General features: G+C 40.2%; 27 protein-coding genes, 1 other RNA gene, 1 pseudogene and 1 riboswitch. Of the genes and pseudogenes, 6 read left to right on the plus strand and 23 right to left on the minus strand.

Going from position 1 to position 26,999, the window contains the following annotated elements; all coding sequences use genetic code 11:
* Positions 1-16: 16 nt before the first annotated feature.
* Positions 17-1,168, plus strand: a complete 1,152-nt coding sequence (locus NST73_RS10300) for a diglucosyl diacylglycerol synthase (protein WP_007500831.1) — start codon at positions 17-19, stop codon at positions 1,166-1,168.
* 35 nt (positions 1,169-1,203) lie between these two features.
* On the opposite strand, the gene NST73_RS10305 is transcribed toward NST73_RS10300, so the two are convergent.
* Positions 1,204-1,905, minus strand: coding sequence for an AIM24 family protein (locus NST73_RS10305; protein WP_007500832.1), 702 nt, complete (start codon positions 1,903-1,905; stop codon positions 1,204-1,206).
* 267 nt (positions 1,906-2,172) lie between these two features.
* Here NST73_RS10305 and cspD point away from each other — a divergent pair, with 267 nt between their 5' ends.
* The gene (cspD, locus tag NST73_RS10310; RefSeq protein ID WP_003215784.1) at positions 2,173-2,373 is read left to right on the plus strand and encodes a cold-shock protein CspD; all 201 of its coding nucleotides are present in this window, start codon (positions 2,173-2,175) and stop codon (positions 2,371-2,373) included.
* A 51-nt stretch (positions 2,374-2,424) separates the two neighbouring features.
* On the opposite strand, the gene NST73_RS10315 is transcribed toward cspD, so the two are convergent.
* The 3 genes from NST73_RS10315 to NST73_RS10325 form a co-directional block, all read right to left on the minus strand.
* Positions 2,425-2,607 carry a hypothetical protein gene (locus tag NST73_RS10315; RefSeq protein ID WP_008346368.1) on the minus strand — a complete coding sequence of 61 codons (183 nt, stop codon included), beginning with the start codon at positions 2,605-2,607 and terminating at the stop codon, positions 2,425-2,427.
* A gap of 171 nt (positions 2,608-2,778) precedes the next feature.
* Complete coding sequence (locus tag NST73_RS10320) at positions 2,779-2,961, minus strand: zinc-finger domain-containing protein (RefSeq protein WP_008346366.1); 183 nt, start codon at positions 2,959-2,961, stop codon at positions 2,779-2,781.
* A gap of 1 nt (position 2,962) precedes the next feature.
* The gene (locus NST73_RS10325; protein WP_024718547.1) at positions 2,963-3,634 is read right to left on the minus strand and encodes a ribonuclease H family protein; all 672 of its coding nucleotides are present in this window, start codon (positions 3,632-3,634) and stop codon (positions 2,963-2,965) included.
* Positions 3,635-3,728: 94 nt separating this feature from the next.
* Here NST73_RS10325 and NST73_RS10330 point away from each other — a divergent pair, with 94 nt between their 5' ends.
* From NST73_RS10330 to NST73_RS10340, 3 genes are read left to right on the plus strand one after another with little or no spacing between them, the layout of a single operon-like run.
* Entirely contained in the window at positions 3,729-4,418 is a 690-nt protein-coding gene (locus tag NST73_RS10330) for a queuosine precursor transporter (RefSeq protein ID WP_007500834.1), read from the plus strand.
* 1 nt (position 4,419) lies between these two features.
* Positions 4,420-4,815, plus strand: a complete 396-nt coding sequence (locus NST73_RS10335; protein WP_017359712.1) for a reverse transcriptase-like protein — start codon at positions 4,420-4,422, stop codon at positions 4,813-4,815.
* A gap of 43 nt (positions 4,816-4,858) precedes the next feature.
* On the plus strand, positions 4,859-4,984 hold the full coding sequence (locus NST73_RS10340) for a hypothetical protein (RefSeq protein WP_008346357.1): 126 nt from the start codon (positions 4,859-4,861) through the stop codon (positions 4,982-4,984).
* Positions 4,985-5,024: 40 nt separating this feature from the next.
* On the opposite strand, the gene NST73_RS10345 is transcribed toward NST73_RS10340, so the two are convergent.
* From NST73_RS10345 to NST73_RS10375, 7 genes and pseudogenes are all read right to left on the minus strand, one after another.
* Positions 5,025-5,912, minus strand: a complete 888-nt coding sequence (locus NST73_RS10345; protein ID WP_024718545.1) for a 5'-3' exonuclease — start codon at positions 5,910-5,912, stop codon at positions 5,025-5,027.
* A 274-nt stretch (positions 5,913-6,186) separates the two neighbouring features.
* Positions 6,187-6,450 (minus strand): YpbS family protein, encoded by a 264-nt coding sequence (locus NST73_RS10350; protein WP_100325388.1) that lies wholly within the window; start codon positions 6,448-6,450, stop codon positions 6,187-6,189.
* Between the two features lie 41 nt (positions 6,451-6,491).
* On the minus strand, positions 6,492-10,085 hold the full coding sequence (locus NST73_RS10355) for a dynamin family protein (RefSeq protein ID WP_342499083.1): 3,594 nt from the start codon (positions 10,083-10,085) through the stop codon (positions 6,492-6,494).
* Positions 10,086-10,216: 131 nt separating this feature from the next.
* Positions 10,217-10,324: a Fur-regulated basic protein FbpC gene (gene fbpC, locus NST73_RS10360; protein WP_306172627.1), complete on the minus strand. Its 108-nt coding sequence runs from the start codon at positions 10,322-10,324 to the stop codon at positions 10,217-10,219.
* Between the two features lie 64 nt (positions 10,325-10,388).
* On the minus strand, positions 10,389-10,898 hold the full coding sequence (locus NST73_RS10365) for an isoprenylcysteine carboxylmethyltransferase family protein (protein WP_144679456.1): 510 nt from the start codon (positions 10,896-10,898) through the stop codon (positions 10,389-10,391).
* Positions 10,898-11,995, minus strand: a complete 1,098-nt coding sequence (locus NST73_RS10370; RefSeq protein WP_144679454.1) for a 3-oxoacyl-[acyl-carrier-protein] synthase III C-terminal domain-containing protein — start codon at positions 11,993-11,995, stop codon at positions 10,898-10,900. Before NST73_RS10370 ends, NST73_RS10365 begins: the two co-directional genes overlap by 1 nt.
* 307 nt (positions 11,996-12,302) lie before the next feature.
* Positions 12,303-12,494, minus strand: a pseudogene (locus NST73_RS10375) (IS5/IS1182 family transposase); the annotation flags it as partial.
* Positions 12,495-12,805: 311 nt separating this feature from the next.
* On the opposite strand from NST73_RS10375, the gene NST73_RS10380 reads away from it, so the two are divergent.
* Positions 12,806-13,660, plus strand: a complete 855-nt coding sequence (locus NST73_RS10380) for a polysaccharide deacetylase family protein (RefSeq protein ID WP_144679452.1) — start codon at positions 12,806-12,808, stop codon at positions 13,658-13,660.
* A gap of 64 nt (positions 13,661-13,724) precedes the next feature.
* Here NST73_RS10380 and pbuX read toward each other — a convergent pair whose 3' ends face one another.
* The 12 genes from pbuX to NST73_RS10440 form a co-directional block, all read right to left on the minus strand.
* Positions 13,725-15,044 carry a xanthine permease PbuX gene (pbuX, locus tag NST73_RS10385; RefSeq protein ID WP_039165638.1) on the minus strand — a complete coding sequence of 440 codons (1,320 nt, stop codon included), beginning with the start codon at positions 15,042-15,044 and terminating at the stop codon, positions 13,725-13,727.
* The gene (gene xpt / locus NST73_RS10390) at positions 15,041-15,625 is read right to left on the minus strand and encodes a xanthine phosphoribosyltransferase (RefSeq protein ID WP_144679449.1); all 585 of its coding nucleotides are present in this window, start codon (positions 15,623-15,625) and stop codon (positions 15,041-15,043) included. Before xpt ends, pbuX begins: the two co-directional genes overlap by 4 nt.
* A gap of 118 nt (positions 15,626-15,743) precedes the next feature.
* A riboswitch (purine riboswitch) is annotated at positions 15,744-15,843 on the minus strand.
* Positions 15,844-16,181: 338 nt separating this feature from the next.
* Complete coding sequence (locus NST73_RS10395; RefSeq protein ID WP_024718539.1) at positions 16,182-17,687, minus strand: carboxypeptidase M32; 1,506 nt, start codon at positions 17,685-17,687, stop codon at positions 16,182-16,184.
* Positions 17,688-17,814: 127 nt separating this feature from the next.
* Positions 17,815-19,752 carry an ATP-dependent DNA helicase gene (locus NST73_RS10400; protein WP_025207526.1) on the minus strand — a complete coding sequence of 646 codons (1,938 nt, stop codon included), beginning with the start codon at positions 19,750-19,752 and terminating at the stop codon, positions 17,815-17,817.
* A 75-nt stretch (positions 19,753-19,827) separates the two neighbouring features.
* Complete coding sequence (locus tag NST73_RS10405; protein ID WP_017359721.1) at positions 19,828-20,025, minus strand: hypothetical protein; 198 nt, start codon at positions 20,023-20,025, stop codon at positions 19,828-19,830.
* Positions 20,026-20,130: 105 nt separating this feature from the next.
* A complete protein-coding gene (locus tag NST73_RS10410) occupies positions 20,131-21,285 on the minus strand; it encodes a class I SAM-dependent RNA methyltransferase (protein ID WP_039165648.1) in 1,155 nt (384 codons plus the stop codon).
* A 108-nt stretch (positions 21,286-21,393) separates the two neighbouring features.
* Positions 21,394-21,775: RNase P RNA component class B (gene rnpB / locus NST73_RS10415), an RNA gene on the minus strand.
* 60 nt (positions 21,776-21,835) lie between these two features.
* On the minus strand, positions 21,836-22,141 hold the full coding sequence (gene gpsB, locus NST73_RS10420; RefSeq protein WP_008344631.1) for a cell division regulator GpsB: 306 nt from the start codon (positions 22,139-22,141) through the stop codon (positions 21,836-21,838).
* Positions 22,142-22,216: 75 nt separating this feature from the next.
* Positions 22,217-22,759 carry a DUF1273 domain-containing protein gene (locus NST73_RS10425; RefSeq protein ID WP_202394241.1) on the minus strand — a complete coding sequence of 181 codons (543 nt, stop codon included), beginning with the start codon at positions 22,757-22,759 and terminating at the stop codon, positions 22,217-22,219.
* 49 nt (positions 22,760-22,808) lie between these two features.
* Positions 22,809-23,045, minus strand: a complete 237-nt coding sequence (cotD, locus tag NST73_RS10430) for a spore coat protein CotD (RefSeq protein WP_072368252.1) — start codon at positions 23,043-23,045, stop codon at positions 22,809-22,811.
* Between the two features lie 314 nt (positions 23,046-23,359).
* On the minus strand, positions 23,360-24,607 hold the full coding sequence (locus tag NST73_RS10435) for a ribonuclease H-like domain-containing protein (protein WP_144679447.1): 1,248 nt from the start codon (positions 24,605-24,607) through the stop codon (positions 23,360-23,362).
* Positions 24,608-24,630: 23 nt separating this feature from the next.
* Positions 24,631-26,877 (minus strand): DEAD/DEAH box helicase, encoded by a 2,247-nt coding sequence (locus NST73_RS10440; RefSeq protein ID WP_144679445.1) that lies wholly within the window; start codon positions 26,875-26,877, stop codon positions 24,631-24,633.
* Between the last annotated feature and the right edge of the window lie 122 nt (positions 26,878-26,999).

The raw sequence follows: 26,999 nt of genomic DNA on the forward strand, positions 1-26,999 counted from the left end.
TTTGAGGTGAATATTCTTGAATACCAATAAAAAAATATTAATCTTGACCGCAAATTATGGAAATGGACATATGCAGGTTGCAAAAACACTGTATGATGAATGCAAATCCCAAGGGTTTGAACATGTGATAGTTTCTAATTTGTATCAAGAATCAAATCCCATTGTGTCCGAAGTGACTCAATATTTATATTTAAAGAGCTTCTCCATTGGGAAACAATTTTATCGCTTGTTTTATTACGGTGTAGATAAAATTTACAATAAACGCAAATTTAACATTTATTTAAAGATGGGAAATAAGCGTCTAGATGAATTAATTCAATTACACAATCCGGATATCATCATCATTACATTCCCGATGATTGTTGTACCTGAATACCGAAACAAAACAGGTAAAGTCATTCCAACATTTAATGTGATGACAGACTTTTGTCTTCATAAAATTTGGGTACATGAAAACATTGACCGATACTATGTTGCAACCGATTATGTGAAACAAAAGCTAGTAGAAATCGGCACACATCCAAGCGATGTCAAGGTAACAGGCATTCCGATTAGACCACAATTTGAAGTAGACGTGCCTAAATCGATCATCTATAAAAAATATGGATTATCATCAGACAAAAAAGTCCTTCTCATTATGGCGGGTGCCCATGGTGTACTAAAAAATGTGAAGGAACTGTGTGAAGCACTACTTCTTGACAGTGAAGTACAAATTGTTGTTGTGTGCGGTAAGAATGCAGCGCTGAAGCAATCGCTTAGCGAACTTGAACAAGCACACCCAAATCAATTGAAGGCGCTTGGATATGTGGAACAAATTGATGAATTGTTCAGAGTAACGGACTGTATGATTACAAAACCGGGCGGAATTACATTAACAGAAGCAACAGCAATTGGTGTCCCAGTTATTCTTTACAAACCTGTTCCAGGACAAGAAAAAGAAAATGCTCTTTTCTTTGAAGATTACGGTGCTGCCATTGTCATCAACAGACACGAAGACATTTTAGAATCTGTCACCAACTTGTTGCAAGACGAAGAAAAATTAGAATCCATGAAACAAAACATCAAAAAATTACACTTAAAACAGTCTTCTCAAACCATTTTAGAAGATATCGTCGAACAATCAGATCTGATCATGAGCAACAAATCGTATGCTCAAGCATTATCATAAAAAGGTGTCCGTCATTGACGGACACCTTTCTTCTTTTAACCTTGATTCCCATTCGTTGTATACACTTCTTCAAACGGCTGCACGACAACAAAGCCGCTTCCGCTAAACTTCATTTGAATAGACTCTCCGCTTCCCCTGCCAATAAACGTTTTGAACGATACATCTGTCACAAATTCAGTCTGCAAATCTCCTGACCATGCGACCGTCGCATTCGGATCTGTATAAACAGAATCACCTGGCTGAACAATCAGCGTCAGCGGTTCGTAATGACTTGTGATTGCCACAAGACCTGGTCCTTCAAGTTTGACATTAAATAATCCGCCTGCAAGCATGCCAGACACCTTTTTCATTAATTTAATATCCCACCGAACAGACGGTTCAAATGCGAGCAAGTCGTTTCCATTAACGAAAATAGACTCCCCTTGAGCCAATCGAAGAATCGAAATTTTTTTCCCTTGGTCTGCTACATATAATTTCCCATCACCTGTGGCCTTCATCAAAGAAGTTCCTTCTCCTGATAACATTTTTTTGAACATCTTTGACACACCGTGTTCAAACACACCTTCCCGTTCAAACTTTATTTTCCCGCGATATGAAACCATGGAGCCTGTTTTTGCCCAAATGGTATCCGTTAAATTAATTTCTAACAATCTTGGTGTTTCAAGTTCAAAAACCCCTTCCCCTTTGTCTTCTTGCTGCGTATTCTGAACAAACTCCTCAATTGTGTAACGATTCATGACGCACCTCTTTCTGTATTTTTACTATATACGGACAAGTTATACGTTAGGTTTCATGAGATTAGGACGTTTTATAGATAAATGTCATTCACTAAAAAAACAAAAAAATCAAACATTCTGCTCAAAATTTGGCTTGCCTGCTTGACGCTTTACTTTTGATGGTGTATAGTGGAACCATCATTTAACAACTTCTTAAGTCGTTAGGTGATGAAAAATTTTTTTTAGTATGCCGAAAGGTGTGCTACAGTACTAGGAGGAAAAAGCAATATGCAAAACGGTAAAGTAAAATGGTTCAATAATGAAAAAGGTTTCGGCTTCATTGAAGTTGAAGGCGGAGACGACGTATTCGTTCACTTCACAGCTATCGAAGGTGACGGTTACAAATCTCTAGAAGAAGGACAAGAAGTTTCTTTTGAAATCGTTGAAGGTAATCGTGGACCTCAAGCTGCAAACGTAACAAAAATCTAATCAACTCAATCAATGATGAAACGACAAAATAAAGAGAGGCATATGCCTCTCTTATTTGATTTTCAGCTGAATTTCAATCGCTAAAATATTTTGCTTTAATCTTTGTTCGATTTCAGAGATATCTTTTTCGAGAAAAGGTCTTCCCTTCTTTGCTACATCTACCAGTTGCTCTAGATCACTGTACACCTCTTGAAATGTCCGATGTAATACCGTTTCAAAATCCTTATTATCCATGCCGGCCTTCCCCTTTTCCTCTATTATCCGTCACTTAGTCAAAAAGTAACTCAACCAAAACTTTCTATAGTTATATCGGCTCATTTTTCAGAATATGTTCTTTTTTTACACATTCTATTCGTTTTTTTTCGTGAACGTGTGATACATCTAGGGGAAAACCGGAGTGTACGCTTATTTTTTGAGTAATTCATTCCCGTATTGTTTGATCTTCTCTCCTACCGTGCATTGCTGTATACAAAAGGAGTGCGCGTATTTTTTGCCAAATTCTTTACGAAAGTGCTTCTTAATCAAGCAATCTGAACAATACGTGTCTTGAAGATCTGTTAATTCTTTTACTGCTGTTTTTTTATCCACTTTATTCAGCTCCGTCTGCTTCTAATTTCAACTTACTTTCGATAGGGACGTCTGCAAGTATCTGTCTGGCAAGCTGATCTGCTTCTGCATTTTGTTTACGATCGATGACTTCATATGTTGGCGTGAGCTTCAGCTCTTTGATCGCAGCCTCAATTCGGTCGAGCCATTTGTTATGTATATCATCATAACAAGGCCATTCCCCTTTGAGCTGATTCATCACAACAAGAGAATCTCCTCTAATCGTAACAGAGTTTCTGCTGGCTCCCAGTTCTTTTAAAGCTTTTACCGCTTCAAATAAAGCCGCATACTCTGCCTCATTGTTCGTGGTGCTCTGAAAAGGCTGATTCTTCCTTAACCGGTATGCATCCTGTCCGAGCTGATAATACACGACAATTCCAAGCCCAGCATCACCTGTTTCTTTGCGAAAACTCGCATCAAAATAGACCTGAAGCTGATCGGGTTCAAGCCTAAGTTCTTCGTTTAGCTTTTCAAGTTCTTTCATCGACCACATCGCACCCTTTTCATCTTCAAATGTTAGAAGTGACTGCGGTTCTTTTTTGTCTATATGTTTTGCTAAAAGCAAGGCCTCTTTGAGCTCCATCCAATCTTCTTGGAAAAAAGCAATGGACCCAATCGATTTCACTTTCATTGTATAGTGCGCTCTTAGTTTCATTGATCACATCGCCTTCCCATACTTTTAAGGTAAACGTTCGTTATGCTATAATCAAAAAGTTACATTTTACATTTAGAAAGGAAGTTCATGTCACTTGTTTAATGAAGGTATTTGGATCTTATTTGCGATCATTAATTTTATCATTGTTCTTCTATTTTATAAAGGATTTGGCAAGATGGGGCTTTTCGTCTGGATTGGTTTTGCAACAGTTGCTGCCAATTTACAAGTGGTCAAAACCGTTGAATTATTTGGCTTAACAGCAACACTTGGCAACATTTTATATGGCAGTGTGTTCTTTGCAACGGACGTCCTCAATGAAAAATATGGACAAACCGAAGCGAAAAAAGCTGTCTGGATTGGCTTTGCCACCCTTTTAACATTAACTGTTGTCATGCAGGAGGCTTTGCTTTTCCATCCCGCTCCATCTGACATTTCCCAATCATCATTAGAAACGATATTTGGCTTTATGCCAAGGGTCGCTCTTGGTAGTCTTGCTGCTTATATCATCAGTCAAATGTTAGATGTTTATGTATATTCGTTTATTCGCCGGATATTTCCTTCAGATGGTGCGCTCTGGCTGCGAAATGCGGGGAGTACAATGATTAGCCAGCTACTTGATACACTCGTTTTCACAACCATTGCCTTTCTTGGGACCTACCCATTCCATATATGGATCGAAATTTTCATCACGACTTATGTGATTAAATTTATCGTCGCTGCCATTGGCACACCTTATGCCTATGCGGCGAAAAAAATGGTTCCGATTGATGAAAGGGGGAAATAAATTGCCAGCTGAAATATATATTGACGGTGCTAGTGCCGGAAACCCAGGTCCATCTGGCATCGGCATTTTCTTGAAATATGACGGAAAAGCTGAGTCTTTCTCCATTCCTCTTGGCATCATGAGCAATCATGAAGCAGAGTTTTCCGCGCTCATTGAAGGCATGAAAATTTGCGTAGAAAAAGGATTACGGACCGTGTCATTCCGCACTGATTCACAAGTAGTGGATCGTGCAGCCAATGCAGGATTTGCTAAAAATCCATCTTTTCGTCATTTTATCGAAGAAATGCTGCAGCTTCAAAGCGAATTTGATTTATTTTTCATTAAGTGGATTCCGAGCAAGGAAAATCAAGTGGCTGATCAGCTCGCTAGAAAAGCGATTCACCTTTCAAAAGGATGAATCGCTTTTCTTTTGGTTATGCTAATGTGTGAGGTGATACGAATTGGATAAAGAGAACAGAGGCCGTGTCACAAACGGAACGACTCCTCAAGGTGATGCGCAAACAAAAGATAAACAGCCAATATCGCAATTAGAAAATAAGGCGAAAAAAAGCAACACAAAGGGCTAATACATGTAGCCCTTTGTTTCTTTTCTACATAAGAACAACCTTAACTGATTCCAAATTGACTTAAGCGGTTAACCATTGGTTCGATCCCTTTGATTTGATGCAAGCGAAGCATTGCCGCTGCCCGCTCTGGGTCCATTTTTATTTTTGTTTCGTCAATCGGACAGCTGAGTGGTACATCACATTTAATTTCTGCCAGTATACGAGAAAGCTTCAGATCTTCTAATCCTGCTTGCATTTTCTTTTGCTGAGCTGCCGTTAATGCATGAACATTTTCTAACAGTCGATCAATCGTTTGATACGTTTGGATAAATTTCAATGCTGTTTTTTCGCCGATTCCTTTTACACCAGGGTAATTATCGCTAGCATCACCCATCAGCGCTTTCATATCAATCAGCGCCTTTGGAGATATGCCCATTTCCTCTTCAAAAAGGGCTTTTGTATAATGCTTATAATTCCCGATGCCTTTTTGCATTAAAGCCACGGTCACTTGTTCATGCAAGATCTGCAGCAAATCTTTATCTCCTGTTAAGACGGTCACATGTGCTTCGTTTTGATAGATTGATGCAAGCGTTCCAATACAATCATCTGCTTCAAAACCTTTCACACCAATGTTCATGATCCCCAGTTCTTCTGTCGCCTCTTTTGCTAAATCAAACTGCGGGATAAGCTCAACAGGCGCCTCGCCTCGATTGGCTTTATAATCTTGAAACAATTCGTTCCGGTATGTCTGGCTCCCCATATCCCAGCAGCATACGATATGAGTCGGCTCAAATGTTTGGACAGCTGTTAACAAATGCTTCAAATAACCATTCACTCCATTTGTCGGCACACCACGATCATTTATCATAAAATTGCGATGGACGGCCGTCGCATAAAACGACCTAAAAAGAAGTGCCATGCCATCTACAAGTAAGACGTGTTTATTCATTCATCTAAACTCCCTTTTTATAAACAATACTCCTATTCTATCATAGAACATCGAAACGAACATAAAAAAGGCGCCTTCTTCTTTTGATAAAGAAGAGGCAGCCCGATTACTTTTTACCATATTGCATTTTTTTCGTTTCCGCTTCTGCGTAGGATGGCATGCCTTTTTCCTTCGGCATGCGCTCCTCCTGCTGCTTTACGTTTTGCTTTTTTGCCATGAACATTCCCCTTTCTGGTTCATTTGTTAAGATGACCAAAAATGAGAAAGTTACTCTTTACTTCTGTTTACGCTGGGTGTATTCCTCCACCATCTCAATCGTGACATGTTTACGAAGCGGAACAATTCCGCCTCGAGCAAGCTCATTCATTTTAGACGTAATGGCATTGATGTCATCTGTTGAAAATGGTTCATTGTGTTCACATTTTTTCACAGCCGATTCAATCGCCTGCTCTCTTTTTTGTTCAAGTGCAAGAAAAGATTGGATGTGGGCATGTTGTTTCTGTGAATGTGCAGAAATTTCTTCGTGTACGCTCGTCATCGTCTATCAACTGCTTTCTTTTTTATATAGTCTACCATGAATCATATCGTTTTCAACTGGTTCTTCCATTCATTTGTTTGTTCATAAACTTGTTCAATGACCGCCTGTTTTTCAGCATCTGTTGTAAGGCTCGTCATAAATGTCTGTTTTTGCTCATTGAGCTGTTGGAGAGCATCTTGTTCGTACCTTTCCGTATAGGTCTTCACTAGCTTTTCATATCTGCTCAGCAACTCTTCTTTTTCGTTATCTGCCCAACGTGTTGTCATTTGATGTAGAACATCTCGAATGGCTTCAATAAACGTAGCCTTTTCATTTTGTTCAAAGAAGGCTTTCGCTGATTTTTGTTTCTTTAAAAGCGGCTCAAATGGTGTAATCTCTGCTTCAACTTCAATTTGTTTTAGCTCAGCATTTTTCTCCTCAGGGGCTGACAGGCTAAGAGAAAAGTAAGGATCTTCCGCACATGCAGCCTGCATCCCTTTTTCCCACTCCTCCTGGAAATAATGATGGATAAACGATTCCATTCGGATATCAAGTGCCTTGAGCTCCTGCACAAATTCAAATTCATACTCCTTTAACGCTTTCTCAAGTGCCTTTTTTAACTGCTGACCAAAATTCCCTTGAGATATGCCAGGATAAAAAGCCGACTTTAATAGATCATTCGCAAATAATGAAAGCCGCTGTACAATATGATAGAGCTGTTCATGCACGTCTTTTTTTACGCTTTCGGTCACAAGTTTAGACCGTTTCACATCTTGCATTTTTTCGAGAATGGCTTCATAGGATGTCTTGATGTTTTTCTTTTCAGCTTCTTTCTCATCTTCTGATTGATGCAAGGTCGCACGTAGTCTATCGACCGTTGTACATAATGTATTAGCTTCAAAATGCAAAAGTTCAATGGCATCTTTCGTTAATTCTTCCTCAATAAAATAGTCGAGCTGTTTTCTCAGTGTTGCATATTGATTATAAGATGTCGGCTCTTTCCCTTCGATCTCTTCCTTACTAGACACATGATGCAGGTTTGGATTGCGGATACCTTCTTTTGTGAGCTCGCTTCGTACATAGTCAAATACGGTTTCAAGCTCTGCTTGATCCTTAGCCAAATCAGCTGCATTGATGATAAAGAACATTTTATCCATGCTAAAGGAATCTTTTACGAGTCCAAGCTTCCGTAAAAATGAGCGATCAGCTTTTGAGAAAGAATGCTGATAATACGTTAAATAAAGAAGGGCGTCTGCATCCTTCATATACTGGAAGGCGATTTCTGTATGACGCTTATTCATACTGCTAGCACCTGGTGTATCGACAATCGTCAGTCCTTTATCTGTCAGAGGTGTACTTAAATACACCGTCACTTCCTTCACCACACAAGAAACAGATTCTTCCGCTACATAAGGCTTTAATTCTTGAAGTGTGACATGTAAATTGGTTTGGTTGTCAATGTCATCATGAAACTTGGCATAGGCTTGTAGAAAATGTTCTACAATGATTCGGTGATCCTGTTCGAGCTGCCGTTTTTTCAGTACTCTTTCCAGCTTTGCCTTAAACGAATCTCCTTTTTCTGTTGTGATCGAAAATCCAAGAATCTGATCGAGTTCCTCTAGAATGTCCTGCTTGGTTTTAAACACCACTTTGACACTTTCATGAGGATGATCTTCCGTAGGTCGTGTCAGTTTGTTAATTGTTGCAGTTGTTGGCGTAGGAGATGATGGTAACACCTTCCGTCCAACAAGCGCATTGGCAAAAGAAGATTTTCCAGAACTAAAAGCGCCAAATAAAGCGAGTGTAAATTCTTTTGCCTGTAGCCGTTCTGTTCGTTTTTCAAAGGAATCTCTTTGAGACTTTAGAATATCTAAAGGCGATAAAATGCGGGAAAGCTCTTTAAATTGTGCAATCGATTGTGCTGTTGTTAAATGCTGCGATTGACGGTATTGATCGCGCTTTGTCCGTTCAGCAGCTTGATCGCTCTCTTCAACATGAATTGATGCGCGATTCTTCTCCAGTTGGTCGTGCTGCATCCATTGCTTTTTCGCATAAAACCAGTCACCTGGGATATGCTCATCCGTTCCGTTTTGCCAAATATCCCATAAATGCTGAATATCCTGTCTTATTTGTTCATTTTTTTCGTTATACCCCTCAAGGCTCTGAAGCTCTTGTTTCGCTTGCTCCCATTTTTTCTCTTGCTTCTCCTGTTCATTTTTGAGCTGGTCTTTCAAGGTTTCAATCATCTGTTCAATCAATTGAAGCGCTTGCTGTTTCGCCTGTCTTTTCAATGCTTCACCAGCATCTTTCGCATATTGAAGAACATATTCGTTAGAAAAAGTTGCCCCTTGGTGAATGACCTTTTCAAGCAGGGATTCTTCAATAGGTGTCTCAAATGCCATGGCTTTGTCTAATAACGCTTCCCCAAGCTGATGCTGTTTTATTTCTTTTTTGAGGAGCTCGGCAATGTGCCAGTCAACTTCCGCTTTCATTCTCTTTTTTACATCTGCTAAGAAATCATTTGCCCGCTTTTCCTTTTCCTGCTCGGTTTTATTTTTGGCAAAAAGTAAACCTACTTTAAAGCCAGGTGCTTTCGATTCGATATAGTCACTTGCAAGCTCTCGCATCTTAAATGGCGTGAGGTTTGCATTTTTTAAGATGTTCTCTACTTCAGAAGACACTTCATCTTCTACCTGCTTTGCACCATTTTCAATAAATCGGCGTTTCTCTTCTAGTTCTTTCACTTCATTCCTTTTTTCTTGAAGCTGCGCGTCAAGGTCCTCTTCATGCAGTTCTTCTTTTAACGAGTCTATATGTTCTTTTAAAACATGTTCGATTTTCTGCTCTGTATAGGCTCGAAGTGATGCTTTAGGCATGGTTTGTAATTCTTGTAGTTTCTTCACTAAACGGATCATTTCGTTTTTTGGGTGTGCCTCATCCGTCACAGAAGTAAAATATAGATGTTCTTCTTCAATGCCTTCTTTTAAAAGCATCTCAACGACTTGTTTTTTGTAGTTTTCAAAAGTTGTCTCTTGTTCATCATGCCGATCCACTTGATTGACGATGAAATAAAGATTGGGCACTTTCTCCTTAATCGAGCGAATGAAGCGAATGTTTTCTTCAGAATGGACATGGTTATAATGAACGACATAAAAAAGCGCATCCGCTTGATGAAGAATAGAAGCAGCGGATAAAAAGTGCGCATGATCCGTTGAATCAATTCCCGGCGTATCAATGAGTGCCACTTTTTCTTCAAGTCCACTATAATCACCGCTAATTTCCACCATCTCAATTTGTTCCCCATCTTTACAAAAACGCTGCACCGCTTCTTTATCATAAGAGCCGCTCATTTTTGCAAAACGTCCATCAGACGTATGGAGCTGAACTTCACTGACCCCTTTCCTGACAACAACCAAGTTTGCACTCGTTGGAATTGGGCTTGTGGGCAGGATGTGATCATGAAGAAGATGATTCACTAGTGATGACTTACCAGCAGAATAGTGACCGGTAAATGCGATATATACTTCTTCTTCAGCTTCCTTTTTCATAATAGATGCAAGTTTGGCTGCGCGCTCGTGATCATCCCTTTTCAGAAGGCTTTGATATAAAGCACCTGTAGTTTGAACGAGCGAATCTTGAATAGACAAGTCTTTCATGACGATAAACCCCTTTGTTTTTAGAAAAGTCAGTTATGTATGTGTACCATTTTACACAAAATAAAGAGATTTTTCTTCTCATCTGAGGAAATAAAAAAATCTGCTGCCCGATCAGTCGCAATGGACTGCAATCAGGAAGCAGATTTTTTTGAAACACCTTTTAATACGAAGCCAATCAATAAGCTGTATACACAGACCGTACCGAGTAAGAAAATCATTGTCATGTGATCACCGTCCATCCTTCATGATTGAGAATGTTTATCATTAATGAAAGTGTAGCACAATTGATAATGATTTTCAATATTAATTTAGTAAATACTGATTCAGTGCTTTTTCTTCTGTTTGTATTCTGACCATCATCATCCATCCATTTAAACACGTAAACAAAATGGCAGTAATAAATGCGTTAAATAGCAGCGGAATGAACATCAGTTCAATCGCCACCACCACATAGTTAGGATGCTTCAACCAGCGATACGGCCCCTTTTTTACAATCATCGCATTTGGAACGACTAAGATTTTTGTATTCCAAAACGTCCCAAGTGAACATAGTGCCCAGTACCGAATCACCTGGATAGCAAGCAGGAACACAAGCAGCAATAGGAAAAAACGAGACGGTTGACGATGCAGCAGCCATGTCTCTCCAATAAGCGAGAGGAAAAAAGCTGCATGCATAGCGACCATATAAGGATAATGGCTTGCACCAAATTCAATTGCTCCAATCGCCTTCACCTTCTTTTCATTTCTTTTCGCCACAAGCACTTCAATGAGGCGCTGACAAATGAAAATGCCAATCACTATCCAGAAAATCATCACGAGAGCCCCTCCCATTTCATGAGCAATAATTCTGACGAAAAGCCTGGACCAAGTGCTCCGCAAAGCCCCACCTGTCCTGCATCTAGTGACTGATGTTCAAGAAAATGCTTCATGACATATAAAACGGTGGCAGAGGACATGTTTCCATTCTGTTTCAGAACCTCTTTTGAAGAAAATAGCTGATGCTCTTGTAAAGATAGGCTTTCAAGATAGGCATCAATCACTTTTTTTCCTCCAGGGTGAGCAAGAAAAACGGATACATCCTCTGTTGAAAACCCTAGCTGATGTAAAAATTGATCCACTTGCTCTTTTAACCATCCAGAAATGATGGACGGAATGTCACGTGAGAAGATGACCCGAAATCCGTCGGCGGTAAAATCCCATCCCATCACATCCTCAGAATCTTTCATGGTCACTGACTGCGTGCCAAGCACTTTAGGTACTGTTTTTAACCGCGTATACTTAGAGGCAGCCTTTTCTCCAGTTAAAAGAACGGCCGCAGTCCCGTCACCGAACAGCGAGGTTCCAATTAAATTGCTTTTTGATTGATCTTGCGGCTGAAAAGTGAGGCTGCAAAGCTCGCAGGCAACAACGAGCACTTTTGCTTCTGGATACGCCCTGATGTATTCATAAGCTCGGGATAAGCCTGCCGCCCCGCCCCCGCATCCTAACCCCCAAATTGGCACTCGTTTCGTATAAGGAGAAAATGGAAGAACATTCATCAGCTTTGCATCAAGACTTGGCGTTGATAACCCTGTACTGGAGATGAAAAACAAAGCATCAATCTCATCAAAAGGAACTGGCATTGTAAGGAACGCTGTTTCATGCAGACAGTGAAAAACGGCTTCTTTCGCATGAGCCAATGCTTTTTCGACATAGAGATTATTTTTCTCTTCAAAAGAGTGATGTTCTTGATACCAATCAATAGGCTGTACAAACTGCCTGCTCTCTATTTCGCCATTATTAAAAGCTTTTAATAGCCGATCAATATCTTTAAACGATCGTTTAAATTGAGACCTTGCAAATTGAGCAGCTGCTTGCTGATCCACATGATGTTTTGGCAGACTTGTTCCAACTGAAAGAATGTATGCCATCGGCTTCACCTCTTTTTTCGGTTAATATCCCCAATCAAAAAAAGGATATACATGCCAAAACGACACAATTCAGTCAAAATATTTTCCTCCGTCTAACTTTTTGTCTTGACGACAATTGATAAATATTGGATAATATAGGTGAAAACATGATGTAGTTTTCCTCCTTCACAGGTTCGTTCCAAGCCAAGCGAACCTGCTTTTTTTATGCAATTTTAATAGAATTAGTTAACATAGCTTTATGCAAAAAAACACCTCTCAAATGAGAAGTGCAGACCGTAGACAAACCCACCTTTACTTCAAGTAAAAGTGCTGTATGAAAGGAATAAGCAAATGACTTTTCACGTACACCTTTTACATAGTAGCCAATCTCTGATTCAGTTGTACTGACTTTGCTTTCTTTTGTTTCTTCTTTATTTTGTACGGTAAGAGCTTTTCTCTATGTATTTCGCGATTGATAGCCTCTATCTCCAATATCCACATGAGCATCCTTTTTTTCAATGAAATCGGCATTTTACAACACTTTCATACGGGATCTCCTTTCACTTCGCATTAATGGTTAAATCTGTTGCTACCTTAGCGTATAAATACCAACGTTTCGATCATTATTTTTCATTTAAACATGAATGGATCACCTTTTTTCTGATCAACACAAATAAATAACCATAAAATGCTAATTTATTTGATGATTATATATGAAAAGGTGTTTTTTTCCTGTATACTTAATCAATATGAACACCATGAAAAACAGTGAAAAAAGACAGAATCTACTACATGATTCGGCACAAAATTTAATTGACTGGAGTGATTGTCATGAAAAAGGTGTCCAAAAAACAGACACCCTACAACACGATATTTCTCTCGAAGATAATTGGTTTAGTGCTTCTTACACTGTTTCTCGTTTTTATCTGGGATATGTCTAAACCCCATTTGCAGGCGACAAATGGGCAAGCAAAAATTGTTACTAACAGTGACTTCCGAGACACAAGTATCAGTCTGAAAGCAAAAGATCATTCTACAAGAACATTGGATCAACAATTTAGGACCAATCCAAACCAACAGACAACGAATAAAACGGTCTTTTTAACATTTGATGATGGCCCTTCTGCTACATCAAATCAGCTGTTAAATGTCTTAAAAGCACATCAAGTGAAGGCGACATTCTTCATGCTTGGACCGCAAATCCAAGCTCACCAAGCAGCTGTGAAAAGACTTTATCAAGAAGGACATCAATTAGGGCTTCATGGCATGACGCATGATATAAACCGCTTTTATCAAAACAGTGAGTCTCCCGCAAATGAAATGAGAGAAGCTCAGCTCATTCTTGCTTCTGTTACAGGCGTTTACACCCGTCTTGTGAGAACACCTTATGGCAGTGTTCCAAATTTAACATATGATCAAAAAGTACGTTTAAACCAAAATGGCTTTATTTACTGGGATTGGACGATTGATAGCCTTGACTGGAGATATAAAAACTCACAATATGTTCCAGAGGTATTGAATCAACTGGAAATGTTTGAGAAAAATAAACCATGGGAACCAAAAGTTATTTTAATGCATGATCAACCCTCTACCACGAACTATTTAGATAGCCTGATTACACAACTAAAAGCAAGGGGCTATACATTTGCAGTCATTAACGAAACAATGCCGCCGGTACAACATTAATAGCACTAATCACAACAAGCCCGTATCCAAAGGATGCGGGCTTTCACCTCTCCAAGAGAAGTGTTTACATAACAGATTGCTTAGGTTCTTCCATTAGCTCCTGCTCTGTTTCTTTTTTAAAAGGAATCATGTGATAAATAATATGAAGCAAAATAGCGGTAAAGCTTCCGGCGACGATTCCGTTACTTGTTAACAATTTAATCGATTCTGGCAAATGATCAAACATTTGCGGTACCACCGTTACTCCGAGCCCGATGCCAACTGAGCATGCGACAATGAGTAAGTTTTCCTGTTTTGCAAAATCGACGCGTGAGAGCATTTTAATCCCGTACGCAATGACCATGCCAAACATGGCGACCATTGCACCGCCTAGAACGGATTTAGGAATAATCGTTGTAAATGCCGCGATTTTAGGAAAAAGGCCAAATACCATTAATAATACACCTGTCACCACAATGACCTGATTTTTCTTCACACCTGTTAATTGGATCAATCCAACGTTTTGGGAGTAGGCTGTGTATGGAAAAGCGTTGAAGATACCGCCTAATAAGACGGCAATTCCCTCTGCACGATATCCCTTTGCTAAATCCTTCTCTTTTAATGAACGATTCGTTAAATCTCCGAGCGCAAAGTATACACCCGTTGATTCGACTAATGACACAATGGCAACTAATGTCATCGTCATGATTGGTGCAAACTCAAAAGTAGGCAACCCAAAGTAAAAAGGCTCAATGATGCGGAAAACTTGTGCATTCGCCACTTCTGCCGTCTCCACCTTCCCTAAGAAAGCAGCAACTGCTGTCCCAAGTAGAATGCCGATTAAGATAGCAATGGCTTTCATGAATCCCTTTGTAAATCGGTAGAGAAGGACAATAATAAACAACACTAGAAAAGCAAGTCCAAGATTCTCAAAAGAACCATAGTCTGCACTTCCTTCACCACCTGCCATATTGTTCATGGCTACCGGAATTAAGGTAATTCCAATGATCGTGACGACGGAACCTGTGACAACGGGCGGGAAGAATTTCACAAGCTTCCCAAAGAAAAATGAAAGAGCAATGACAATACACCCTGCGGCGATAATACTTCCATATATAGACGAAATTCCATATTTAGAGCCAATCGCAATCATAGGAGATACCGCAGTAAATGTACAGCCTAGTACAACAGGCAAACCGATGCCAAAAAAGCGGTTTTTCCATACTTGAAGCAGTGTGGCGGCACCGCACATGAAAATATCTGCCGAAATTAAGTACGTCAGCTGGGCTGGCGTGAGCCCAAGCGCATCTCCAACAATGAGCGGGACAAGAACCGCACCTGCATACATCGCCAGTACATGCTGTATCCCTAGCGAAAGGGTTTTGGCTTTTTTAGCGGCACTCATGATTGTACCTCGCGTACAAACGTGACTTTTCCTTCCTCGAGCGATTCGATACGTGCGAGTGACTCGACTCTATAGCCCATTTGCACAAGCTCTTTTCTTCCAGGCTGGAATGATTTCTCGATAACAATTCCAAAACCAGCTACTTTTGCTTTCGCTTGCTTTGCGATTGCAGCTAGTCCCTTAGCGGCTTCTCCATTTGCTAAAAAGTCGTCGATAATTAACACACAATCGTCCTCACCAAGGTGCGTGTTAGAGACAGCGATCGTACTTTCTACTTTTTTGGTAAAAGAATACACACTTGCTGTCAAAAGGTTATCCGTTAAAGTCAGTGATTGCCGCTTTCGGGCAAAAACAACTGGCACATGAAGGGCAAGTCCAGTCATGACAGCAGGTGCAATACCAGAAGATTCGATTGTGATAATTTTAGTAATTCCATCATGCTTAAATAATCTAGCAAACTCTTGACCGATCTCATGCATTAACACAGGATCAATTTGATGATTTAAAAAAGCATCTACCTTTAGCACTTGATTTGACAGAACGATTCCTTCGTTCTCGATCTTTTGACGTAACAATTCCATCATTCTTCCTCCCAGCATATTAGCAACTTTCATTTTTTTGCATAAAAAAAGCATTGCTGTCCATTAAGGAGCAAGCAATGCGAAAACGATCCACGGGATCTTCAGCTCATACAAAAGCTGTTTCATTTTGCTCACTCATAGTCGGACGGTATCGGTGTCCGGTAGAAACTTGCGTGCCTTCATCACGCGATTATATGAGTGTTATAGTGTTCAAATTATAACAAGATTTCAGACGCTTGGAAAGCACTTTTCTAGAAAAATACCGAACTTAAATAATCATTAAGCTTTAAACGTTCGTTTTTAGAATATTCAACCAGCAAAAAAGCACCCTTCTGATTAAAGGGTGCCTCAGATTGTTGACAAAGGGCTAAAATGAACTTTATTTTAGCCCTTTGTCTTCTTTTCAGCGTGATAAAAAACCTTTGCAGTCTAGGAGGGGCGAGCACCGGAGCAGAGCGAATTTAACATTCGTGAGCACCAGCACGCAGGACTGACAACGAATGCGAGGGTTTGTCTACACGCTGAAGCACCCTTCTGATCAAAGGGTGCCTTTCATTTATGATAAATACAGTTTCGTGTACTTATCTGTTAAATAATCAATTAAGTATTGAACATTTAATTCTTCACCAGTTGCGTCTTGAATGATCTCAGATGGCTTTTTCCGTTTTCCATGCTTGTGGACATGTTCCGTTAGCCATTCTTTTATTGGTGCAAAAGACCCATTTTGAATCAGTTCATCAAAATTCGGTAAATCTTTGATCATTTGCTGTTTTAATTGCGCCGCATACATATAACCAAGTGCATATGAAGGGAAATAACCAAAACTACCATCAGACCAGTGAACATCCTGCAAAATACCAAGCGCATCGTTAGGCGGCGTAATGCCAAGATATGCTTTATATTTTTCATTCCATAACGCTGGCAGATCTTCAACGGCTACTTCTTCATTGAAAATGGCTTTTTCAATTTCATAGCGAATAATAATGTGAAGTGGATACGTGAGTTCATCTGCTTCAATTCGAATGTAAGTCGGCTTCGATTCATTCACCGCATGCACAAATTCTTCTAAAGTGACATCTTTAAATTGTTCAGGAGATGCCTCTTGCAGCTTTTGATAATACGTTTTCCAGAAATCTTCATGTCTGCCGATAAAGTTCTCAAAGAAAAGAGACTGTGATTCATGAATACCCATTGATGTGCCGTCACATAAGAGCGTTCCGCTCAGTGCCTCATCAATATTTTGTTCATAAATGGCGTGGCCACATTCGTGAATGGTGCCAAAGATCGCCATGCGAAAATCGTGCTCATCATAACGCGTCGTCACACGTACATCCCCTCTGCTTAATGTCACAGCAAATGGATGAACCGTTGTATCAAGTCGTCCTGCGTCAAAGTCATACCCTAACTCTTTTAAGAAAAAGAGACTCAGCTCTTTTTGTTTGTCGATCGGGAAGCTTTTCGATAAAAACGAAGTATCCGGTTTATTTGGCGAAGCTTCAATTTTTTTCACGAGAGGAACGATGGCGTCTCGAAGTGCACCGAATTTTTGATCGAGTTGTTCAACCGTCATATCCGGCTCATAATTATTGAGCAGCACATCATATGGTGTTTTTTTCACGCCCCAATACTGGATGAAACGCTTGTTAAAATCAATCAGTTGTTTTAAATAGGGTGCAAAGAGTGAAAAATCTGATTTCTCCCTTGCTTCTACCCAAACATGTTCTGCTTTTGATTGTAGAATAGAGTATTCTTTAAATTCTTCTTTTGGAATTTTACTGTTTTCATCATATTCTTTTTGCGATAATTCGAGTGCCTTCTGCGTGTCTTTTGACAGCTTTTCTTTCTCTTTATTTAATGCATCAAGAAGATCTCTCATTTCATCAGAAGTCTTCATATTAAAGATATCGCTGGATAATTGACCGATGGTTTCTGCTCTGAAATCAGCGCTTTTTTTAGGCGCTTGTGTTCGAGAGTCCCAATAAAGTAAATGAAGCGCCTCTGTATAATGGGCGATTTTTCCTAGTAATTGATAAAACGCTTTCTCTTTTGATTCAAGACTCATGCGTTCGTTCCCCCAATCAATAAAATATGTATGTACGTTTCAAGGCTACTTCAATAAATGTTCTTTTGTCAATGAAAAAGGAGGATACGCTGATCGTATCCTCCTCTTATTGAATGGTTTTCTATCATTAAGAGATCACTGGCTTTACTGGAAGAACGGATTCAATTTTACTTTGTAGCTCAATATCTTTCTGACTGCCAAAGTAAATATGAATGCTGCCAGCATCTTGGCTTGTCCGAATCAGTCTCCCAATGCCCTGCCTTAGACGAAGCAACATGTACGGAAGATCCACTTCAGTAAATGCATCTTTCGCTTCATTCCGTTTTGCTTCAAATACTGGGTCATGCGGTGGATATGGAAGTCCCCAAATGACCACATTTGTTAGAGACTGTCCTGGAATATCCAGCCCTTCCCACAAGTGAACGGAACATAACACAGATGTTTCATCCGCTTGGAACTTTTGAACAATGGTACTGATCTCCTCGTCTCCTTCAAAATACACATGGAAAGGCAGTGATTCATTTGATGCATCGAGCTGCTTTCTAAATACATGCAGTTCATCAAATGAAGGGAATAAAATAAGAGAGCGACCGCCATTTTCTTTTACCTGAGATAGCACGTGCTGACCTTTTACAGCTGACTCTGTCATTGGCTGCTGAATTCCGTGGAAATACATTTGCATTTGCTCCTCATAATCATATGGCGAAGCCACACTCATGGATAAATAATCTTTGATCCCAAGGCTTTCAGCTAAATAATCAAATGATTGATTTTCAGACAACGTAGCAGATGAGAAAATATAAGGGATTTTTTGCGAAAATACCTTTTCACCGAGAACTTCTGCTACCGTTTTTGGCATGACGACAAAGGTGGTATCTAATTCCTGCTTCTCCAGCCAGCTAATGGCATTTTTCTGATAAAGCGACAAAGAATACGCCATCTGTTCAATGTACTCTTCCACAACAGACAATTCGTATTGATCAATTGTGTACATCTCTGATTCAAATACGAGCGCTTCTCCAATCTTCTCAAGCAAATCACATAATTCACTTGCTGAACGCTTTACCTCATCTACACGACCAATTTCAAGACGGTGTGATCCTTTGATTTCTTTGGCATTCGTTTTTAAGAGATAAAAGAACTGATCGTTTGTTGCAAGTGCATCTTCAACAAGCTCTGCAAACTCTTCACGAATATCATTTTGCAAAAGACGCTCCAAAAACGTCTCAAGTGTTGATTGCTTCACTCGGTATGTTAGCGCTTTTTGTGCTGCAAACTCAAGAAGATGTCCTTCATCAAATACAACAGAGCTATGCTCAGGAAGGAGCGGCAGCTGTCCTTCACGTTTACGTGACTCCTTTGTCCATACATGCTCCATGTAAAAGTCATGAGAACAAATGATGAGATCTGTTGCTTTTCGGTAATGGTCTCTTGATAAATTCAAGCCACAGCGGTGCCGCATGTCGCACGTTAAGCAGTCCTGAAAAGAGTCATATCCAATTCTTGACCACTCATCATTTGTTAATTCTGGATACTCTTTTCGATCACCATACGGATAAAATGTCTGCATCCCATGAGATTCATGAACAAATGAAGGAAGCGATTCATAAATGTCGAGCCACTTCTCATCATCTTCACGTTGCATCGTTTTCTCTAGTTTCTTTAAGCATAAATATTGATCATGCGATTTACTTAATCTCGCATCTATTTGAATATCAAGGTGATTGGCAATTTTATAGATATCACCTTCTTGTTTGACCAGCTGTTCAATTAACGTTTCGTCTGCACATGCAATGATCGCAGGTTTCCCTGTATATCTTGCATATGTGACCGCAAATAAAAGATAAACGATTGTTTTGCCTGTGCCTACCCCAGCTTCGGCAAACATCACACTTTTTTCTTTAAAGGCTCTTTCTAACTGAAAAGCCATAAATATTTGTTCATCTCGAAGATCAAAGCCCTTTTCTGGCAAAATGTCATAAAACACATCACCAATCCAGTTGCCCAGTTCTTCGTAAAAATTATGTTCTTTTGTTAATGAAAAAGGCAAACGAGATGCTGTCACCTGCTTCAACCCCCAACTTTTGAATCATTCAGACATTCAATAGTAACATTTATGCTGGGGTATGACAATCTTTTTTTAAGAGCGCAGGCGATGCTGGTAGCTTTCCTTCATTAAAAATGCGTGCTCTGAATGGTCTATGTAGTTTTGAGCCATTGCTAAGTTCTCGATGGCTGCCGTAAGTTTAGCAGATTGTCCCGTTTCAATCCCCTCTATTTCTCGGGCCGTCGAAGCGAGTGCTTTTTGAATTAACTGAAATTGATCATAATGAATCATGAAGACACCTCTTTTTTTAAAATCAAGTTCAGTTTATTCCGTCCCGTCAAGACTTATACCTTTTTAGCATAAAAAATCCACACCTTCTCGTGGTGTGGACATTTGTTACGATTCAGTTGTTTGCTTTCTAGGCCGGCGTTTTCCCCAGTATTGATAATAGTCTGTTTTAATAAATCCATTAAACAGTTTTCTCTTTTTCGTCGCTTTTCTTCCGAAACACTCTTCGAATTTTTCATGTGACGTTAAAATGTAAATGGACCACGTATCTAGGTTTTTCAATGCTTCGCCCATGCCTTGATACATTTTTTCCACAGCTGGCTTATCGCTGAGACGTTCACCGTAAGGCGGATTTCCGACAATCACACCATACTCATCTTTAGTTTGAAAGTCTTTCACTTGCATTTGCTTAAATTGAATCAGTTCACTAAGACCAGCTTCTTCTGCGTTCAGTTTCGCAATCTCTACCATACGATGATCAATATCGCTCGCGATAATGTGAAGCGGCTGATCATAATTCGCCTTTTCTTCTACTTCAAGGCGTGCTTTGTTCCAAACGTCCTCACCGATCCATTCCCATGATTCAGATGCGAACTCACGGTTAAATCCAGGAGCAATGTTTTGTCCAATCATCGCTGCTTCAATAGCAATTGTTCCTGATCCGCAAAAAGGATCGACAAACGGACGGTCAGGTGTCCAGTTCGTTAATAAGACAAGCGCCGCTGCAAGGGTTTCTTTAATCGGAGCGCCCCCTTGATCTGCACGGTATCCACGTTTATGAAGACCCACACCAGACGTATCAAGCGTCAGCAATACTTTATCTTTTAAAAGCGCTACCTCGATTTTGTATTCAGGGCCTGTCTCTTCTAGCCATTCAGACTGTATGTTGTAAGATGATCTAAGTTTTTGCGCGATAGCCTTTTTGACGATGCGCTGACAATCCGGCACACTGGCAAGCTGAGATTTAACAGATTTACCAATGACGGGAAATGTGCTATTTTTCGGTAAAAATGCGGCCCAGTCAATGGCTTTAGTCTGTTCAAAAAGCTCATCAAATGTTCTAGCCGAAAATTCAGCAACTTGGACCTTGATCCGGTCTGCTGTACGCAGCCATAGATTCGCACGGCAGATGGCAAGCGCATCCCCTTGAAAAATAACTTTTCCGTTATCTACGGTGCACTCATACCCGAGGTCTCTTACTTCTTTTGCAACTATCGCTTCAATTCCCATTGGCGCTGTTGCGATGAGTGTATAGGTTTTCATTTGTTTATCACCTGTTTTCTCGTTCTTTTCTTAATCAAGATAAAAGCTCTCCATATGTAGAAATAGGAGAGCTTTGATTTCATCATGTTTATGATAACGGATATAACGTTCTGTAAGCCATGTTTTGTTCCATCGTACTGCAAACGGCAAAAGCCTCGTACTCAGGTGGTAATCATCTATCTACAGAATTCTCTGTCCTTCTCTCCGTTTGGTTCCTTTGAGAAAGTTCCCCTACCAAGTTTGGGTTTCTCGCTCGAGGGGTTTACCGCGTTCCACTCTCACCATTTCTAGTGAGACTTCGTCACTGTGGCACTTTCAAGGATACTTTGCCATATCCTAAAAGGACGTAGGCATTTTTCCTGCCGTCAGCCTTTCCCAGGCTGCCCTGGCTTATTTTTTCGCCAGGCACGAACACTACGGGCATCTCAGCACCGTGCGAGCATGGACTTTCCTCTGCAATGTCAAAGCATTACAGCGATTACCCGAACGTTAATCAACATGCGTTATTATAAACGACAATGTCATCTGACACAAGCTTTTTTGGTATTACTCAATCATAAAGTTTGCTGCCGAAAACGTGTTTCTCAAGATTAGATAGTCTTTTTAAAATATCAAAGTTTGTTGTATTGGACTGTGCAGGCTGTCTTTTCCCTTGTTCAACCGCTTCTTCAAGCTGTTTTGACAAGTGAAGGTTTTCTTGTTGGAGTTTTTCAATTTCTTGATGGAATGTCTCATAGTCTTTAATGACCATATCTAGAAATTTATCGACTTCTTCTTGTTTATACCCTCGGACACCTGTTTTAAATTCTTTTTCTAAAATTTCTTTCGCAGAAAGCTTTACTTTATCAGCAAGCATCTTTTTCACCTCATATCGTGAATTCATAGTATATTTTTTCAGAAATACGTGACGTTGTCAAATTTTCTCTTGCTTTTAGTCAAAAAACGGATCTTCCGCCTCAACCTGTGCTCTTAAATCATCCATTGTGATATACATAATTGGGTAGTCGGTATAGGTTTCAGCTTCTTTGATCATATATTTTGGCGAGCCTTCGTGCTCGGGATCATATAAGACGAGAAGGCCGTCCGTTTTTTCAATAAAAAAGCGGTTCTTTTGTTTAAATTGTGCCGGACTTTCATACGGTCTATGCGTGACACTTTCTACAAAATCAGCTTGTGCAAGAACGCCTTCATACAGCTCTTTATTTTGTTCATTCCAGCGCTCTTCCTGTTCATAAAATGGTGTAATGACAGCAAGTTTTAAATCTGGAAACTCCTCTTGAAGCTCAAAGACCACTTCAGCTGTCCATATTTCTGCCCCTAACTGACCTGAAATGAGCACCCATTCCAGCCCGTCTTCAATGAGTGCCGTCAGCCTTTTCCGAAGTTCCGCTTTTATGTATTGAAGTGCAGGCTCGTCTTGTTTGAAGATCCCAAGCTCAAATGGCTTGTACCCTGTGACAGCAATAATTTTCATTTTTTCACCTGCTTTTAAAAAAAGGGACTTATAAAAGTCCCATTTCACTTTATCTGTTACAGCAAGGTCCACCGCAGTTAAAGTGTTGATGTGTTGCCGGGTCCACCTGAGAAAACGTATGCGGGAAGTAGTGAACATGTTGGAAATTTTGGTGATGAACATTTGTTACATGCTGCGGGTGGATGTGCGGCACAATTGTAGTTGACTCACTGTGCGTACAGCAGTGATTCGTTGGATGTACAATTGGCTGTGTAACATTTGGATTGCAATGATGATGATGGTACATGTAGCATTCCCCTCTCCTTGATTTTCTTACATTAATAATGTATGAATCAAGAGGTGTACATGTACTAATGCATTAACCTATTTTAAAAGTTTGCAAGAAAAACATCTTTATAGTTTGAAAACACAAACGCGACCAATATGACAACAAGAAAAAACAAGTAGAAAAGACCCTTATACATGCTCTACGCTCCTCATTCAATATCTAACGTTATTTTACAGGATTCGTGACTTTTCTACAATAAAAGTGCTAAACAATTTTTATTTTCGGCCGAGAGCCGAACGTTGTCTTTTTTTGCGCTTTCCCAGGCAATAATTTCATTGCCCAGCTTTTCTTAAGAGCCGCTTTTCTCGCTTGTCAAGTTCCACAATGTCTCGTTCACTTAAAGACGATTGTGATAACAATGTTTGGGTAATGGAAAGGGCTGCTTTTGGATCTTTTTGACGGTGTTCTTCATACTTTGCAAGCTCTACACCCGCTTTTAATCTTAAATGAACATCACTTGATTCAAATAGACGTCTCCATATGCATGCCGCTTCATCCCATTGTTTTAATCGCTTGTACTGTAACGATAGATCATAAGCTGCTTGATCCGCATGCTCAAACGCTGCTCCCGTTAATTCTTGCAGGTGCTTTGTTGCTTCCTGCACATCACGGTGAGCAAGATGCCACTTAGCTAATGCATATTTCTCATCGTCTTCCTTCACCGCATCTTTGGATAAGATTTTTTTAGACAAATGAATGTAGAGACTGATTAACGATAAGACATCAAGTTCATTGTGAGTCAAAATTCCTTCAATCAGTTTCGGGTTTTGTTCCTTTAAAAAGTGAAAATAGATCATTGGTGCGAGGAACCCCGGTGTATCTCCCTCTCGATTGACGTGCAGTTCCTCTTTTTCTACAACCGAAAGAGCCATACGCTCATATTTATGTTTCCACAATCTCCTTGACCCATGCAGAAGGTCAAAATGACCAAATTCAGGTAGAGCAGGTATTTGATCGCGTAATAATGTATGCCTCGTTTTGACTTGAGGCCAATCAAATGATTTTCCATTATATGTCACTAGCGATTCAACATCCACCTCACTAAGAAAGCTATTGTAAAGTGCCGCTTCATTTCCTGGATTCGTGAGCAGATGTTGTTTTACCACCACTTTATCTGAATAAACTCTCGCATGCCCAAGTAGAAAAATCATATTTCCCGTTCCGCCAGATAGTCCTGTTGTTTCTGTATCGAAGAAAAATAGCTCGTGAGGCTTGTAGCCTTTTGCAGAAAGAGAATGCTGAATCTCACTTTTGTTCCATGCACTCACCATCTCCGGCAGTTCTGCAAATGAATATCGCCCATGCTGATGGTCAAGTGGATAGGTCACTTCCCGAACGAGGCAGAAAGAGTCTTCAAAGTAGTAAGGAGCTGCACCTAATTCCCCCCACTCTTTTAGAAATGGAATGGTTTCAGCCGTCACAGTGGGCGTTTGTCCCTCTTTTACTGCCCCACGCTTTTCATCTGACTGATTGTGCGACAGGTGTTTTTTCATTCTGTTTAATTTTCCTTTTAATGACATGAGTAGGTCTTTTCCCCCTTTCCTTAAAATCCTGCCATCAATTGAATGATACTGCTTTTTCCATCGATCTCTTTCATTTCCATGCCAATACAAGATGGACAGCCGTTCTCGCAGCTGCATCGCTCAATCAGCTGAGTGGCTGCACGGGCAATTTCATCAAAGCGAGCCTGCACCTCTTTACTTAAACCGATTCCACCTGGGTAATGATCATATAAAAATACGGTCGGTTTCCCGGTATGGGCTGCCTTTATTTGAGAAATGACATGAATGTCTGAACGGTCACACATGACAAACGCCGGAACAATATGCTGAAGAACATTGGCAATACCGAGCAAGAGCTGTTCAAGTGTTTTTTCTTCAAATGTCCGCTCTGCTTCATGTAATTCAAACCAAGCAGCACTCGTATGAATCTCTTCTTCAGGTAAGTGAATCGGGCCGGAACCGATATTTTCCCCGGTTGATAATCGAATTTTTTTGAAAATAGTCGGCATTGCATTGACGGTCACATCACCGTAGTGAACAGATACCGCCTCTTTCTCTGTTGTTTGATCAATTTCAAGCACCTTGAGCTGAACTGCTAAATTCGCATCTGTATAATATTCTACATCGACTTGTTTCACATAAGCCTTAAGATGCTCATAATCTAGCTTTTCCACTTGATACTGAACCCCTTCATGTAAATAAATCGCTTCATCATGAAGTAAGGTCATCGCACTGAATCGATCCATCTCCCCAATAATTCGAACGTTCGCTACATCAGATTGATCGACAATGACGACATTTTCCTGACTTGCAGATCTCAGACTGATGCCATGAGCCGGGAACGATTGATCTGACCAATAATAACGGTTCCCGCTGAAATGAAGAACCCCTTCTTCATGTAAGTATTGCAAGATTTCTTCTACTTCCATACCGCCAAACTGTTCATCTTCTCGAAACGGTAGCTCGTAGGACGCACATTTTAGATGATCGACTAGGATGATAAGGTTCTCAGGATTGATTCTTGCCGATTCAGGTGGTCTGTTAAAGAAGTATTCAGGGTGTCTGACAATATATTGGTCAAGTGGCGATGAGCTTGCGACCATGATAATGAGTGCTTCCTCATGACGCCTTCCAGCTCGTCCAGCCTGCTGCCACGTACTCGCTACACTGCCAGGATATCCGGTCATGATACAGACTTTTAGCTGTCCAATATCTACTCCTAATTCTAGTGCGTTTGTGCTGACAACACCGAGAATGTCTCCTTCCCTTAAGCCTTTTTCAATCATACGCCGCTCTTTCGGCAAATAGCCCCCGCGATAACCACGGATCGATTTAGGACCAATTTCTTTTTTCACTAGTTCTTGAATATGACTTAGGATGACTTCAACTCTTACCCTACTTCTAGCAAAAACAATCGTTTGAATTTTTTCTTTTAAAAATGTTTTAGCGAGTTGATTCACAACAGTGGCCGCACTTTGTCTAATATTTAAAGGCTTATTGACGACTGGCGGGTTGTAAAAGACAAAATTCTTTTTACCGCTAGGTGCTCCGTTTCGTTCAATGAGATGCACCTTGCTTCCGGTCAGCTGCTCTGCGAGCTCTTTCGGATTCGCAATGGTCGCTGATGTACAAATAAAGGTCGGGTCACTTCCGTAAAATGCACAAATTCGCTTTAGTCTACGAATGACATTGGCGACATGACTGCCAAACACGCCTCGGTATGTATGAAGTTCATCAATGACAATATACTTTAAGTTCTCAAATAAACTGACCCATTTCGTATGGTGAGGCAAAATCGCTGAGTGCAGCATATCTGGATTTGTGATGACAATATGTCCTGCCTGTCTGACGCGCTGGCGAATCGCTGAGGAGGTGTCCCCGTCATAGGTTTCACTGTGAATTGGAACATCCATCTCATGAATGATTTCGTTTAATTCACTTTTTTGATCTTGCGCAAGTGCTTTTGTTGGAAATAAATAGAGGGAGCGGCTTGTCTGATCTTCTGCGATCGACTGAAGAACTGGCAGATTGTAGCAAAGCGTTTTACCTGAAGCTGTAGGTGTCACAGTCACCACATTTTCACCATCCATCACACGTTCAAAGGCTTCCTTTTGATGAATGTACAGTTCGCTCACACCTCTTTTTTCAAGCGCCACTTTGAGTCTGTCATTTACTCTTTCAGGAATTGAAGAAGTCAGTGCAGGCTTCGCTTCAATTTCATGCCAATGCTCAATCTGTTCATCTTTTTTTAAATCTTCTATGAGTTCGTTCATTGTTTTCTTCTTCATCTGGTATCCACCTCTCATTCTAGTGTACCGAATATTTGTTTGCATGACTAGGCGGCAATTTTTTGATGCACCGCTTGTGAGCAAATATTTTGATGTGTTGTAACAATATCTATTACACTTCT

The sequence above is a fragment of the Bacillus sp. FSL W7-1034 genome (assembly GCF_038593365.1).
Taxonomy (GTDB): domain Bacteria; phylum Bacillota; class Bacilli; order Bacillales; family Bacillaceae; genus Bacillus; species Bacillus altitudinis.